The following is a 14,163-nucleotide window of genomic DNA, read 5'->3' on the forward strand; positions in this document are numbered from 1 at the left end:
GGCTCGGCTAAATGGGTGATCTGAGCGGAAACTATGAAATCCGGCGCTTTCCTGCTGTATCCAAAGGCAAGGACGGGTACGCCGAAGCTGAGACCTGGGGGAGGGCGGTAGGTTTCGGCTTCCACGATGCCACCCGCACCCCCGAGCACGTGGCGCAGTCAATGGCCACCTACGAGGCCGATGGCAGGATTTTTACCGGTGCCTACCAGACCGGAACGCCGGCGCAGCACTCGCTCCCGGCCGAGGTGCCCGTGGCCACTTTCGGGACGTTGCGGAAAACCCTCAACATCGGTTTTGGCAGGATGCTCGAAGCCCAGATGGTCACGGCGGTCACCGTGCGGACCTCGCACCGCCGGCGCGGCCTGCTGCGCCGCATGATGACCGGGGACCTGCAGGCAGCCAAGGATGACGGGATTGCGGTGGCCGCCCTTACCGCCTCCGAGGGAAGCATCTATGGGCGGTTCGGGTATGGCGTGGCCAGCCTGGAGCGGACTGTCAAAGTGGACACCACGGCACGGTTCAACCTGCGGCACCGGGCCACCGGGAGCGTGGAGGTTGCGGATCCCAAAGTCCTGCTCGACGTTGCCCCCACAGTCTTCGACCGCGTGCATCGGCACACCCCCGGCTCACTCGGGCGCCAGGAGTGGTACCGGCTCCTGGCATCGGGGACGCTGGGCCGTGATGGCAAGGAGGACCCGGCGATCAAGGCGGCGCTGCACTACGCTGCGGACGGCGGCATTGACGGCTACGTCTCCTACAAGTTCGCCGGCTGGGACACCACGCCCGCCACGGTGGAGGTGGTGGACCTTGTTGCCGCAACGGACCACGCCTACCTGGAGCTGTGGCAATACCTTGCCGCCATCGACCTCGTGGAACGGGTGTCCTGGAACGAGGCTCCGGTGGATGATCCCCTGGCCTGGGCGCTGGCGGACCCGCGCTGCATTGACGCGTCGGACAGCCGCGACATGCTCTGGCTCCGCATCCTCGACGTACCGCAGGCGCTGGCCGCCCGGCACTATCCTGCGGACGGACGTCTGGTCCTTGAAGTGACGGACCCGCTGGGCCTCACCGCTGGAACCTTTGCCCTCGACGTCCAAGGCGGCCAGGCCGCCGTCGAACGCGTATCAGCGGGGAAAGTCGACCTGGCGCTGGACGTCTCGGCGCTGTCCTCCATCTACCTCGGCGGGATCAGCCCCGTCACGCTGAGGGCGGCAGGTGCGGTGAGCGAGGCGACACCGGGGGCAGCCTTCAAAGCGCAACAGATGTTCGCGGTGGAGCGGCCCACGCACTGCCTGACACACTTCTAAGCGGCCGCACACTGCCCCGCTCCCGCTTTGACCCGCGTTGCCGGCAGCGACTAGAATAAACGGGCGTGTACCACGTGCACGCACTTGCTGCTCCCCAGGGGCGGCATTGAAAAGCAATCCACAAATCAGGATGACCCGGAGGATCCGTTCGGATTCACCGCGAATCGCGCCTGCGTTCCATGACGCGGGCGCGCCGGTTTTGCCTGACCGACTAACTATCCACAACGGAGCCCCTACTACATGACCATCACCTCCACCGAGAAGCCCGGTACCCCGCAGGTCGCCATCAACGACATCGGTACCGCTGAGGACTTCCTCGCAGCTGTCGACGCCACCATCAAGTACTTCAACGACGGAGATCTCGTCGAAGGTACCGTCGTCAAGGTCGACCGCGATGAAGTCCTGCTCGACATCGGTTACAAGACCGAAGGTGTCATCCCCTCCCGCGAGCTGTCCATCAAGCACGACGTTGACCCCGGGGACGTTGTCTCCGTCGGCGATCAGGTCGAAGCCCTGGTGCTCACCAAGGAAGACAAAGAAGGCCGTCTGATCCTCTCCAAGAAGCGTGCTCAGTACGAGCGTGCTTGGGGCGACATCGAGAAGGTCAAGGAAGAAGACGGTGTCGTCACCGGTACCGTCATCGAGGTTGTCAAGGGTGGTCTTATCCTCGACATCGGCCTGCGCGGCTTCCTGCCCGCATCCCTGGTCGAGATGCGCCGCGTGCGCGACCTGGCTCCGTACATCGGCCAGCAGATCGAAGCCAAGATCATCGAACTGGACAAGAACCGCAACAACGTGGTCCTGTCCCGCCGTGCATGGCTCGAGCAGACCCAGTCCGAGGTCCGCTCCACCTTCCTCAACAAGCTGGAAAAGGGCCAGGTCCGTCCCGGCGTCGTTTCCTCCATCGTCAACTTCGGTGCCTTCGTGGACCTGGGCGGCGTAGACGGCCTGGTCCACGTTTCCGAGCTGTCCTGGAAGCACATCGACCACCCGTCCGAGGTTGTCGAAGTTGGCCAGGAAGTCACCGTCGAGGTCCTCGAGGTCGACCTGGACCGCGAGCGTGTCTCCCTGTCGCTCAAGGCTACGCAGGAAGATCCGTGGCAGACCTTCGCCCGCACCCACGCCCTGGGCCAGGTTGTTCCGGGTAAGGTCACCAAGCTGGTTCCGTTCGGTGCGTTCGTACGCGTCGAAGACGGCATCGAAGGCCTGGTCCACATCTCCGAGCTCGCCGTGCGCCACGTCGAACTGGCCGAGCAGGTTGTCTCCGTTGGCGACGAACTGTTCGTCAAGGTCATCGACATCGACCTGGAACGCCGCCGCATCTCGCTGTCCCTCAAGCAGGCCAACGAGGGCGTCGACGCCGACAGCACCGAATTCGATCCCGCCCTGTACGGCATGGCCGCAGAGTACGACGAAGAGGGCAACTACAAGTACCCCGAGGGCTTCGACCCCGAGTCCAACGAATGGCTCGAGGGCTACGAGAACCAGCGCGCAGCTTGGGAACAGCAGTACGCTGACGCCCAGGCCCGTTGGGAAGCACACAAGAAGCAGGTTGCCCAGCACGCTGCCGACGACGCTGCAGCTGCAACGTCCGGTGACAGCGATTCCGGCGCCACCAGCTACTCCTCCGAGCCTGCTGCCACCGATTCCGGTGCCGGCACCCTGGCTTCGGACGAGGCACTTGCTGCCCTGCGTGAGAAGCTGACCGGCAACTAATTGCCGCCGGCCCGTACTCCGGGCTGACAGCAACAGACCCCCTGCCCACAAGGCAGGGGGTCTGTTGCTTTAAGGTGCTGCGCGGTTGCCGGACCTGCGCCAGTTACCCCGCAAGGTATTGCCGGTCCTTCCGGCCTGCCGGCGCTAGAGCTCGACGACGGCCAGGACAGTACCGTCATCATGCGTCAGTTCCGCCCCGGCGGCCGCCAGCAGCCGCTGGGCGCCCTGGTTCCCCAAGAGGGTGCGCGCAGTGACGCGTTTCAGGCCCGCCCGGCGGGCCTCCGCCAGCACCAGGTCCAGGGCGGCGCTGCCGACACCCCGGGACCGGAAGCTGCGGCCAAGCCAGATGCCGGATTCCGCCGACGGGATGCCGGCGTCAGGGTCGCGCTTGAGGCGCACGGAACCGGCAACGTGGCCGCCGCTGAAGACGGCCCAGGACTTTTCCGCCGCAGGGCCGTCCAGGCCGGCGGCCGCAGCATGGTGGTAGCTGAAGAACCAGGCGGTCCGTTCCAGGTTCCAGCCGGGACCGCCCAGCGGTGGCGCCACCTCATCGGGGGAGGCGTCACGCTTGGCCAGCTCGAGCAGTTGGTCCGCCACTGCCCGGTCAACGTCCACGAGGGTCACGTCAGTCGAGGGGTTCATCCACCCATTCCGTTCCGTCGGGAGTCAGCGTGGCGGACCCTGCCGTGAGCTGCAGGATGCGGTCGGAGGCGGCGGCGATGGCGTCAGCGTCATCGGAGACGGCAATTCGCAGTACGGTGTGCCGGTCCTGGTAGGTGGTGTCCGCCATGACCATGCCGGCGGCCCGCAGGTCATTTTCGAGCCGCCCTGCTGCGGCGTGCGGCACGGCGGTGGAACAGATGCGCCGCCGGCTGCGCCTGACCAGCGGTGCAAGGTCCAGGGACGCCGATACTGATTCAGAGTACGCCCGCACCAGCCCTCCTGCCCCGAGCAGGACCCCGCCAAAGTAGCGTACGACTACGGCGCTGACGTCGCTGAGGTCAGTCACCCCGGGAGCGGTTTCCCTCTTCAGGAGGGCTTCGAGCATGGGGATGCCGGCGGTACCCGCGGGTTCGCCGTCGTCGCTGGACCGCTGGACAGTCCGGTCGGGGCCAATGACAAACGCAGAGCAGTGGTGGCGGGCATCATGGAACTCGCGGCGCAGGCCTGCCACCAGGTCGCGGGCTTCGTCCTCGGTGCCTGCCCGGCGGAGCACGGTGATGAATCTGGAACGCTTGACCTCGAGCTCGTGCCGGTAGTCCTGCCCCGCTGCCAGGGTGGTGTAGGTCGTGGCCCGGCTGTCCGTCTCCTGTGGTGGGTCCGCCGGGTTCAACACCGCTTCAGTCTAGTAGAGAAGCACATTGGGGCTAACGGCCCATGGCAGCGCTTCCTGATGCTCCAGGGGATCATAACCCGCGCGGGGAGACTTACGTGACAGCGGGGCAGGCGGGCCCCTCGGCGGTCCGGAAAGCGTGCTCTAGGGTGGGAGGGTGCTGAAGATCGGATTGACAGGCGGAATTGCCTCTGGGAAATCGGTGGTGGCTGCGCGGCTGTTGGAACGCGGCGCAGTGTTGGTGGACGCGGATGCCCTGGCCCGTGAGGTGGTAGAGCCCGGGACCGAGGGGCTGGAGCGCATCGTCGCAGAATTTGGCGCAGGGATGCTCGACGGCGAGGGACGGCTCAACCGGCCCCGGCTCGGCGAGGCGGTGTTCGGCAACCCGGAACGGCTGGCAACGCTGAACGGCATCGTCCATCCCCTGGTGCGTGCCCGTGCGGCGGCCATCACGGCGGCCGCCGCCGCTGACGCGGTGGTGGTCCAGGACATCCCCCTGCTGGTGGAGACCGGGCAGGGCGCCGCCTTCCACCTGGTGGTAGTGGTGGACGCCCCCGACGATGTGCGGCTGCACCGCATGCAGGAGTTGCGGGGGATGACCGCGGAGGCGGCGCTGTCCCGCATGGCTGCGCAGGCCACGCGACAGGATCGCCTGGCTGCCGCCGACGTCGTCCTGGACAACTCGGGGACAGTGCAGCAATTGCTGGACCAGGTGGACCGGTTGTGGGACGGGCGCCTGCTGCCGTTCGCCCAGAACCTTGCACAAGGGCAACGCGCGCCGCGGCGCGGGGGAGCGGTTTTGGAGCCACACCGCGCGGAGTGGGCGCAGGAGGCAGGCAGGATTGCAGCGAGGATTGCTGCGGCCGCGCCGGACGTCATCCTGGCGGTGGACCACATCGGATCCACCTCTGTGCCCGGCCTGGCCGCCAAGGACGTCATCGACCTGCAGGTGGCGGTGCCGGACCTCGAAGCGGCGGAAAGACTTGCCCCGCTCCTTGCCGCGGCCGGCTTCCCGGCCGTCCGGGGAGTGGAGGCCGATACACCGAAGCCCGGCGATCCTGACCGGTCGGCATGGTTGAAGCGGTTCCACGCCAACGCTGACCCATGCCGTGCCGTCAATGTGCATGTCCGTGCGGCCGGTTCGGCAGGCTGGCGTTATGCCCTGATGTTCCGGGACTGGTTGCGGAACGACCCCGCCGCGCTGAAGCTCTACGCCGGCCACAAGGCGGACCTTGCAGAACGGCACGCCGGTTCGCCCACCACCAGGGCATACGCCGACGCCAAGGAACCCTGGTTCACGGACGAAGCCTGGCCGCGGATGTCGGCGTGGGCTGAGGCAACCGGGTGGGAACCGCCGTCGTACGTGTCCTGACGCCGGGCCGCACACGGGAGGTTGTTCGCCGGTAACGGACGTGGCGGTCCAGTGTCAGTGCCCGGTTGTAAATTAGATCCATGAGCCTTGCGCAGGAAGTCAACCGTGTTGTAGCGCCCTTCGAAGTCATCAGCGAATTCCAGCCTGCGGGCGATCAGCCGGCCGCCATCGCGGAGCTGACGGAGCGCATCAACAACGGCGAGAAGGACGTGGTGCTGCTGGGCGCCACGGGTACCGGTAAGAGCGCCACCACTGCATGGCTGATCGAACAGGTGCAGCGCCCCACCCTGGTGATGGTGCAGAACAAAACACTTGCCGCGCAGCTGGCCAACGAGTTCCGCGAACTCCTGCCCAACAACGCGGTGGAATACTTCGTCTCCTACTATGACTACTACCAGCCCGAGGCCTACGTGGCCCAGACGGACACCTTCATCGAGAAGGACTCGTCCATCAACGAGGAAGTCGAACGGCTGCGGCACTCGGCCACCAATGCGCTGCTGACCCGCCGGGATGTGGTTGTGGTGGCCACGGTTTCCTGCATTTACGGCCTGGGTACCCCGGAGGAATACATCGCCGGAATGGTCACCCTGCGCAAGGGCGCCGAAATGAACCGGGACGACCTCCTCCGCAAGTTCGTCTCCATGCAGTACTCCCGCAACGACATGGACTTCCACAGGGGAACGTTCCGGGTCCGCGGCGACACCGTGGAAATCATTCCCATGTATGAGGAACTGGCCATCCGGATCGAGTTCTTTGGCGACGAGATCGAGAACATCCACACCCTCCACCCGCTCACGGGCGAGGTTATCCGCGACGAAGAGGAGATGTACGTGTTCCCGGCGTCGCACTACGTGGCCGGGCCGGAGCGGATGGCGCGCGCCACCAAGCGGATCGAGGATGAACTGGCCGACCGGCTGAAGGTGCTGGAAAGCCAGAACAAGCTCGTGGAAGCACAGCGCCTGCGCATGCGCACCACGTACGATCTTGAAATGATGCAGCAGATGGGCTTCTGCAACGGCATCGAGAACTATTCGTCCCATATTGACGGGCGCGGGCCAGGCACCGCCCCCCACTGCCTGCTCGATTACTTCCCGGACGACTTCCTGCTGGTGGTGGATGAGTCCCACGTGACCATTCCCCAGATCGGGGCCATGTACGAAGGCGACATGTCGCGGAAGCGGAACCTGGTGGACTTCGGGTTCCGGCTGCCGTCGGCCATGGACAACCGGCCGCTGAAGTGGGACGAGTTCCTGGAACGGGTGGGCCAGACAGTCTACCTTTCGGCCACACCCGGCAAATACGAGTTGGGCAAGGCGGACGGGTTCGTCCAACAGATCATCCGGCCCACCGGCCTCGTCGATCCGGAGGTGGTGGTCAAGCCCACCAAGGGCCAGATCGATGACCTGCTCGGTGAAATCAAGACGCGGGTGGAAAAGGATGAGCGGGTCCTGGTGACCACCCTGACCAAACGCATGGCGGAGGACCTCACGGACTACCTGCTGGGCCACGGCGTCAAGGTCGAATACCTGCACTCGGACGTGGATACCTTGCGGCGCGTGGAGCTTCTGCGTGAACTTCGAATGGGGTCCTTTGACGTCCTGGTGGGCATCAACCTGCTCCGTGAGGGACTCGACCTTCCCGAGGTATCCCTGGTCAGCATCCTGGATGCGGACAAGGAAGGCTTCCTGCGGTCATCCACGTCGCTCATCCAGACCATCGGGCGTGCCGCCCGTAACGTCTCCGGCGAGGTGCACATGTACGCGGACCGCATCACCGATTCCATGGCCAACGCCATCGATGAGACCAACCGGCGGCGGGCCATACAGGTGGCCTACAACAAGGAACACGGCGTGGACCCGCAGCCGCTGCGGAAGAAGATTGCCGACATCACCGACCAACTGGCCAAGGAAGACGCCGACACCGATGCGCTGTTGAACAGCTTCAACTACGGCAAGGGCAAGCGCGGGATCACCGGCGCAACCAAGCCTGATGCCAAGGGGGCAAAGAAGGGTGCGGCCATCGTCCGGGCGGACGGCCTGGCCGCCGCTCCGGCCGAGGACCTGGTGGGTCTGATCGCGCAGATGACCGAACAAATGCACGGAGCCGCTGCCGACCTGCAGTTTGAGGTGGCCGCCCGGATCCGCGACGAGGTCAGCGAACTGAAGAAGGAGCTGCGCCAGATGCAGGCCGCAGGCCACGCCTAGGCCCGGAGTTGACTTACAGCAGCGGCGCGGTTTCCTGGCTACTGCTGCACCGGGAACGGCGGGCACCCCACCAGGGGATGCCCGCCGTTCCCGCTGTTTGAGCCCGGGGCCCTACTTCTTCCTGGCCGAGTCGATCATGTCCTTTGCTTCCTGCATGAGGCCCTTGGCCGCGTCCGAAGGTGACCTGCGGTCGAACAGGACATCGCTGCTGTATCGCTGGATCAGTGCCTGCACCCCGGAAGACCCGGTGGGAGGTACGGGAGGAACATCCTTCAGATCCGGCTTGATGTCCTTGAGGAACGCCGCGGCTGCCTTGTCTGCGGGCGTCAACTGCGGGTCGATCGCTGTCTGGACCTCGGAGTTGGTGGGGAAGCCGCGCTCCGTCAGGATGGTCTTGGCCGCGTCCAGGTTGTTGAGCAGGTAGTTGACTACCTCCGAGGCTTCCTTCGGATGCTTGCTGCGCGAGGAAACGGACCAGAACATGGACGGCTTGTAGGACATGCCGTTGTCCTTGGCGCTGCCGGTGGAGCTGGGCGCCCGCAGGATCTTCACCTCGCTCTTTAGTGCGGACTGGAGCGCATTGACCTGGTTGGTCCACCACCACGACATGGCGGTCTTGCCGGTGGCAAAAAGGGTTTGTTCAACCGGGGCGCTGATGTCCTCCGTGGCGATGTTGGCAGGAGCAGCTGCTCCCTTGTTGCGCAGGTTCAGCACGTTTTCGAAGAAGGACGTGGCGGTGCCTTCCTTGAAGCCGAGACCGCCGTCCGCAGAGTACAGCGACTCGCCGTGCTGCATGGCCCAGGTATTGAGGTCGGAGTCGGTCAGTGAGTAGGAACTGCCGTAGTTGGTCTGGCCGGCCTTGGATGCCGCGGCAGCGATCTGGGCGGCGGTTTTGGTGTAGTCGTCCCAGGTCCAGGTCTTGTCGTCCGGGATGGGCACCCCGTAGTCCTGGAACATCTTGGTGTTGATCATCACGGCCTTGGCGTTCTGGCCCGTGCTTAGGCCGTACTGCTTGCCATCCACCTGGCCGGACTTCAAGGCATCCTGGTCAATCTTAGAGGTGTCGATGTTGCCCTGCTTCGACAGGTCCAGCAGTGCTCCGCGGCCACCGTATTCAGCGATGTAGGCCTGGTCCATCTGGATTACGTCGGGGGAATCATTGGCGGCAGTGGTGGTGGCGAGTTTGTCCCAATAGCTGCTCCAGACGCCGGGCTCGGCCTGGATCTTGATGTTGGGATGCGAGGCCTGGAAAGCGTCGATAACCTGCTGCGTCTCTTTGTTCCGCAGGTCGTTGCCCCACCACGTGAATCGGACGGTGACGTTGCCGCCGCTGTCGCTGGATGAGGAGGCGGAGGAGCAGCCGGTAGCCAGCAGGGCCACGGCGGCGGCGGTGGCGAGGGCCTTGGCCGCCATGCCAGTGCGAAGCGGAGTCTTCATTGACCAACCTTGACTTTGTGGACGAATACTAGGTCGAAGTGAGAAAACGCTTTCTCACTGCGGACGATTATTACAAGCGCCGCAGGGCGGGTCAATAGTTTTTTGGAAACCGTTATCCGAGGCCATGGGGGGGCTTGCCCGGGACATTGGGTGGATACGCGCTGGGGTACAGTTAAAGGCACGTAGGGGAGTATCCCAAGCGCTACGATCGTCAACACGCAGGGCACAGTTGCCCTGCCGGGCGTAGCGGGCCGCCGCATCAGCACCAAGTGCACAGGCAGGCCGGAGAGACTTACACCATTTTGTGTACCCTGCGAAAGGCTTCCCTGTGCTCGACTTGCCCGTATGGTTCGAGGTTGGCTCATTTGCCGTCCTCGGCCTGATTCTCCTGATCGATCTCCTCCTGGTGGTGCGGCGGCCGCACGAACCCTCCATGAAGGAGGCCGGACTGTGGGTGGCCTTCTACGTCACGCTGGCCTTGGCCTTTGCCGGCGCCATGTTCGCTTTCACCGGCCCTGAATTCGGCAGCCAGTTCGTCGCCGGCTGGGTCACGGAGTACAGCCTCAGCATCGACAACCTGTTCGTCTTCATCATCATCATGGCCAGGTTCTCCGTCCCCCGGAAATACCAGCAGGAAGTGTTGATGGTGGGCATCATCATTGCGCTCATCCTGCGCGGCATCTTCATTCTGCTGGGCGCCGTGGTCATCAACCAGTTCAGCTGGGTGTTCTACATCTTCGGTGCCTTCCTGCTCTGGACGGCGTGGAAGCAGGCCCAGGACGAGGGTGAAGAGGAAGAAGACCGCGAGAACCCGCTGATTGCCAAGATCCGCAAGGTCATCCCCATGTCGGAGAAGTTCGACGGCGGCAAGTTGCGGACGGTCGTCAACGGAAAGAAGGTCTTCACCCCCATGGTGATCGTCTTCATCACGATCGGCCTGACGGACCTGCTTTTCGCCGTGGACTCCATCCCGGCAATCTTCGGCCTGACCCAGAGCCCCTTCATCGTCTTTACCGCCAACCTCTTTGCGTTGATGGGACTGCGGCAGCTGTACTTCCTGCTGGGCGGCCTGATGAACCGGCTGATCTACCTCAAGCACGCGTTGTCCGTCATCCTCGCATTCATCGGCGTGAAGCTGGTCCTGCACGCCATGCACGTCAACGAACTGCCGTTCATCAACGGTGGGCACCACATCGAGTGGGCGCCGGAGATCCCCACCTTCGTATCGCTTGCCGTCATTGTCGGCACCATCATTATTGCCGTGGCCGCGAGCCTGCTCAGCTCCAAAGCGCAGGTTGCCGAAGTTGATCCCCGGCTTGAAGAAGACGTCCGGAAGAGCCACAGCGACGCCGAATAGGCCGCGCCGCACGATGAAATCACGGTAGTCCCGGCCGCCTGCGCGGCCGGGACTACCCGTTTTAAACCTTGGTGGGAACAGCGACCCGAACCCCCTGTAGGGCACTCCGCCACAGGTCTATGCTCGGAATATGGCCCGCACACTCGTGAAGGATCAGGGCGTGCGCCAGGTGCAGCGGCGCACCGTTGTGCTCTTGAGCGCGGCCCAGGTGTTCGGTGGACTCGGGACGGGATCAACCGTGTCCATCGGTTCCATCCTGGCCGTGGAACTCTCGGGGTCCAGCGCTTGGGCTGGATCCGTTGCCACCGTAATGACCCTCGGGGCCGCAGCTGCGGCGCTGCCCCTGGCGTCCGTGGCCGAACGGCGCGGCCGCCGCGCTGGGCAGGTGGCGGGACTCTCCGCCGCCCTGGCAGGCGCGGTGCTTATGGTCCTGGCAGTGATATCCGGTTCCTTCATCCTGCTGGTCCTGGGCGCGGCAGGCATCGGAGTGGGAACTGCCGCGAGCCTGCAGGCCAGGTTCGCCGCCGTCGATCTCGCTGCCGCCGAGCACCGCGGCCGGGCGCTGTCCACGGTGGTCTGGGCGGTCACCGTCGGCGCCGTTGCCGGGCCCAATCTCATCCAGCCCGGTACGGCCGTGGGCACCGCACTGGGCCTGCCGCCCATCGCAGGACCCTTCGTGATCTCTGCGGCCGGGCTCCTGACTGCCACCGTGCTCGTGTTCGCCGGCCTCCGACCCGACCCGCTGCTGTTGGCACGCGAACTTGCCGCCGCCAACAACAACGTTGTCACGGACCCCTCGCTGACCAAGGAACCGCCGGCCCCGGTGCTGGACGTCCCGGGCATCGGCGGCCCTGGGTCCGATGTCTCCGGGCAGGGCGTCCCCGCCGGGCCACCGGCCGTCGGAGGCTCCCTTGGCCGTGGGCTGCGGGCCATCCGCAGTTCGCGGACGGCGCTGCTGGCCGTGACCGGGATCGTCGCCGCGCATGCCGTGATGGTGGGCGTAATGTCCATGACTCCGCTGCACCTTCAGCACCTCGTGGAAGGGCCCGGTCCGCATACCGGACATGCCGAAGGGGACGTGCTGGTCATCATCGGCTTCACCGTTTCGCTGCATATTGCCGGGATGTTCGCGCTTTCCCCGGTCATGGGCTGGCTGACGGACAGGGCGGGCCGGATCGAGACCATCATGATCGGCTTCACGGTGCTGGTGGCCGCCGTCGCGATTGCCGGATTCGGGCAGTCCTCAACCACTGCCGTAGCCGTCGGACTGGTCCTGCTGGGCGTGGGCTGGTCTGCGGCCACCATCTCGGGGTCCACGCTGCTGGCTGACAGCGTCGGGCGGGACGCCAAGGTGGCGGTGCAGGGCGTCTCCGACATGCTGATGGGCGCCGCGGGGGCGCTGGGCGGCGCGTTGTCAGGACTGGTCCTGGGCTACGCCGGCTACCTGGGCCTGAATCTCCTGGGCGGAACCATCGGTGCAGCTGTCCTGGCCGCCGCGGTGGTCACCCGGACGTCGCACCGGCAGTCAGCGCCCGCCTGAGCGGGCCATTCCCAAAAGGCGGGCGAAGATCCTCTCACCGTCGTCGGCAATCCCGTCATGATGGAAGTCGGCGGTCTCCCAGACCTGCAGGCCCTGCACTGCTGCCGCGGTGCGCAAGGAGAGGTCCCGGTCCACGTAGATGTCGTCCGAGTACACCGCAGCCGCCACGGGTACGGTGTTGGCGGCAAGCACCCGGGAATCGTAGAGCGGTGGCCAATCCTGCTTGCAGGCCAGCAGCTCCGCGACCTCCTGCAAGGGCGCTAGGGCCGGATCCTGCTCGAAGTACCACGGGTACACCATTTCGCCGGTCAGCAGCAGAGGCTCGGCATCCGGCCTGAACCAGGGGTTCTCGGCGAGCATCCGCCAGGCGGACCAATTAGTGGCTTGCCCCTGGCCGTAAATGGACTCGTGCATCAGGGCATACAGCGGGTTGGAACGGCGGGAAACGACGCCCTGGAGCTGCTCCAGGAAGGCGTCCGAAATCCTTGGCCCGCCCGTCGTCTGCACGAAGGCGTCCTCCAGCAGGTAGTGGAGGCTGTCCACCCGGGTGTTCCCGCCCAGGAATGCCCCCGCCATCTGGAACCGTTCCACGGTAAGGGGCACTCCGTCGGGCATAAACTCGGTTGTTGAGCGCAGGTGGCGGGCAATCCGCTCCACCGTCTCCCGGTCCTCCGGATACCAGCCGAAGTATTCCTCGTTCCGTGCCGCCACGCGCTGGTAGGTGGCGCGGTACACGTCGTCCGCGCCGCCGGTGAGCGGTGCAAGGCCGCCGGTGATGAGCACTTCACGCAGCCCCTCCGGCGCAAAGGACAGGTACGTCAGGGCGCAAAAGCCCCCGTAGCTTTGGCCGTAGATGGTCCAGGGGCCGGAGCCAAGGGCCGCACGGATCAGCTCCGCGTCTGCCACGATCGAGTCTGCCCTGAAATGTTCCAGGTACGCGGCCTGCGCGGCAGCGGAGCCGCGTCCGGGCAGGGTGGTGCGGTCAAGGGGAGTGGAGAGTCCGGTGCCGCGCTGGTCCAACATCAGGATGCGGAAGTCCTGCGCCGCGGCCTTGCTCCAGCCACCCAGCGAACCCCACCTGTTCCCGCGTCCGCCGGGTCCGCCCTGCAGGAACAGAAGCCACGGCAGCGCGCTGGCCGCCTCTTCGCTGTGTGCCGCGGAAACATACTCGCGGGCAAAAACCGTGATGGACTCGCCCAACGGCTCCGAGTGGTCCAGCGGGACCGTGAAGCAGTGCTCCACCGTGCGCATGCCGCGGAACTCGTGCCTGGCCCTTACCTCGTGACGGACCGCTGCGGCAGGGCCGCGCTGCACGTCAACCACGGGCAGGAGCAGGAAGGGAGGCTGCGTGGCCGAACGAATCCAGCGCGTCGCCGGTGAGCCGGAAGGTGGACCAGCCGTCCATCGGGCGGGCCCCGAGGCGGCGGTAGAAGTTGATGGAGGGCTCATTCCAGTCCAGCACGCTCCATTCCACCCGGGCGTAGCCGTTCTCGACGGCGATCGCGGCGAGGTGCTGCAGCAGGGCCTTTCCGTGACCTTCCCCGCGGGCTTCCGGGCGAACGTAAAGGTCCTCCAGGTAAATCCCGTGCACGCCCTCCCAGGTGGAGTAGTTCAGGAACCACAGTGCGAAGCCCTGAACGTCCCCCGCATCATCTTCGGCCATGGCCGCGAACACGCGCGGGTTGTCGCCAAAGAGCGCCTGGTCCAGCAATTCGGGCGTGTTCCGGACGGCGTCGGGTTCCTTTTCGTAATGAGCCAGTTCGTGGATCATGCGGAGAATGGCGGGGACGTCATGCTGGGTTGCGGGGCGGATTACACTCATGGTTCGAGCTTACCGCCGGCACCGGCACGGCCACCGCAGGACCGTGGACAGCCCGAAAGAGCGCAGACGGCCCGC

General features: G+C 65.4%; 11 protein-coding genes. 6 read left to right on the plus strand and 5 right to left on the minus strand.

Going from position 1 to position 14,163, the window contains the following annotated elements; all coding sequences use genetic code 11:
- Positions 1-11 precede the first annotated feature (11 nt).
- Both ACIGJD_RS09615 and rpsA read left to right on the plus strand, forming a co-directional pair.
- The gene (locus ACIGJD_RS09615; protein WP_483689322.1) at positions 12-1,307 is read left to right on the plus strand and encodes a GNAT family N-acetyltransferase; all 1,296 of its coding nucleotides are present in this window, start codon (positions 12-14) and stop codon (positions 1,305-1,307) included.
- Positions 1,308-1,547: 240 nt separating this feature from the next.
- Positions 1,548-3,023: a 30S ribosomal protein S1 gene (gene rpsA, locus ACIGJD_RS09620; RefSeq protein ID WP_142133935.1), complete on the plus strand. Its 1,476-nt coding sequence runs from the start codon at positions 1,548-1,550 to the stop codon at positions 3,021-3,023.
- Positions 3,024-3,167: 144 nt separating this feature from the next.
- Here the strand turns inward: rpsA and ACIGJD_RS09625 are convergent, their stop codons facing one another.
- On the minus strand, positions 3,168-3,665 hold the full coding sequence (locus ACIGJD_RS09625; protein WP_483689323.1) for a GNAT family N-acetyltransferase: 498 nt from the start codon (positions 3,663-3,665) through the stop codon (positions 3,168-3,170).
- Positions 3,649-4,359, minus strand: coding sequence for an IMPACT family protein (locus ACIGJD_RS09630; RefSeq protein ID WP_483689324.1), 711 nt, complete (start codon positions 4,357-4,359; stop codon positions 3,649-3,651). Before ACIGJD_RS09630 ends, ACIGJD_RS09625 begins: the two co-directional genes overlap by 17 nt.
- A gap of 154 nt (positions 4,360-4,513) precedes the next feature.
- Here ACIGJD_RS09630 and coaE point away from each other — a divergent pair, with 154 nt between their 5' ends.
- Together coaE and uvrB are read left to right on the plus strand one after the other, a co-directional pair.
- Entirely contained in the window at positions 4,514-5,728 is a 1,215-nt protein-coding gene (coaE, locus tag ACIGJD_RS09635) for a dephospho-CoA kinase (protein ID WP_483689325.1), read from the plus strand.
- A gap of 80 nt (positions 5,729-5,808) precedes the next feature.
- Complete coding sequence (uvrB, locus tag ACIGJD_RS09640; RefSeq protein ID WP_483689326.1) at positions 5,809-7,932, plus strand: excinuclease ABC subunit UvrB; 2,124 nt, start codon at positions 5,809-5,811, stop codon at positions 7,930-7,932.
- A gap of 111 nt (positions 7,933-8,043) precedes the next feature.
- Here the strand turns inward: uvrB and ACIGJD_RS09645 are convergent, their stop codons facing one another.
- On the minus strand, positions 8,044-9,369 hold the full coding sequence (locus ACIGJD_RS09645; protein ID WP_483689327.1) for an ABC transporter substrate-binding protein: 1,326 nt from the start codon (positions 9,367-9,369) through the stop codon (positions 8,044-8,046).
- A gap of 328 nt (positions 9,370-9,697) precedes the next feature.
- Here ACIGJD_RS09645 and ACIGJD_RS09650 point away from each other — a divergent pair, with 328 nt between their 5' ends.
- A complete protein-coding gene (locus ACIGJD_RS09650; protein ID WP_483689328.1) occupies positions 9,698-10,726 on the plus strand; it encodes a TerC family protein in 1,029 nt (342 codons plus the stop codon).
- Positions 10,727-10,856: 130 nt separating this feature from the next.
- A complete protein-coding gene (locus tag ACIGJD_RS09655; protein WP_483689329.1) occupies positions 10,857-12,266 on the plus strand; it encodes an MFS transporter in 1,410 nt (469 codons plus the stop codon).
- Here the strand turns inward: ACIGJD_RS09655 and ACIGJD_RS09660 are convergent.
- Positions 12,252-13,517 (minus strand): alpha/beta fold hydrolase, encoded by a 1,266-nt coding sequence (locus ACIGJD_RS09660; protein WP_483689463.1) that lies wholly within the window; start codon positions 13,515-13,517, stop codon positions 12,252-12,254. The genes ACIGJD_RS09655 and ACIGJD_RS09660 overlap by 15 nt on opposite strands.
- A gap of 64 nt (positions 13,518-13,581) precedes the next feature.
- Positions 13,582-14,088 (minus strand): N-acetyltransferase family protein, encoded by a 507-nt coding sequence (locus tag ACIGJD_RS09665; protein ID WP_483689330.1) that lies wholly within the window; start codon positions 14,086-14,088, stop codon positions 13,582-13,584.
- Between the last annotated feature and the right edge of the window lie 75 nt (positions 14,089-14,163).

The sequence above is a fragment of the Arthrobacter sp. E1SS-5 genome, from assembly GCF_057073715.1.

Excerpts from the sequence above, each read along its gene's own strand:
- ACIGJD_RS09625 (WP_483689323.1), bottom strand. The coding sequence starts at position 3,665 with ATGAACCCCTCGACTGACGTGACCCTCGTGGACGTTGACCGGGCAGTG.
- ACIGJD_RS09665 (WP_483689330.1), bottom strand. The coding sequence starts at position 14,088 with ATGAGTGTAATCCGCCCCGCAACCCAGCATGACGTCCCCGCCATTCTC.
- ACIGJD_RS09655 (WP_483689329.1), top strand. The coding sequence starts at position 10,857 with ATGGCCCGCACACTCGTGAAGGATCAGGGCGTGCGCCAGGTGCAGCGG.
- ACIGJD_RS09615 (WP_483689322.1), top strand. The coding sequence starts at position 12 with ATGGGTGATCTGAGCGGAAACTATGAAATCCGGCGCTTTCCTGCTGTA.
- ACIGJD_RS09660 (WP_483689463.1), bottom strand. The coding sequence starts at position 13,517 with ATGCGCACGGTGGAGCACTGCTTCACGGTCCCGCTGGACCACTCGGAG.
- rpsA (WP_142133935.1), top strand. The coding sequence starts at position 1,548 with ATGACCATCACCTCCACCGAGAAGCCCGGTACCCCGCAGGTCGCCATC.
- ACIGJD_RS09645 (WP_483689327.1), bottom strand. The coding sequence starts at position 9,369 with ATGAAGACTCCGCTTCGCACTGGCATGGCGGCCAAGGCCCTCGCCACC.
- uvrB (WP_483689326.1), top strand. The coding sequence starts at position 5,809 with ATGAGCCTTGCGCAGGAAGTCAACCGTGTTGTAGCGCCCTTCGAAGTC.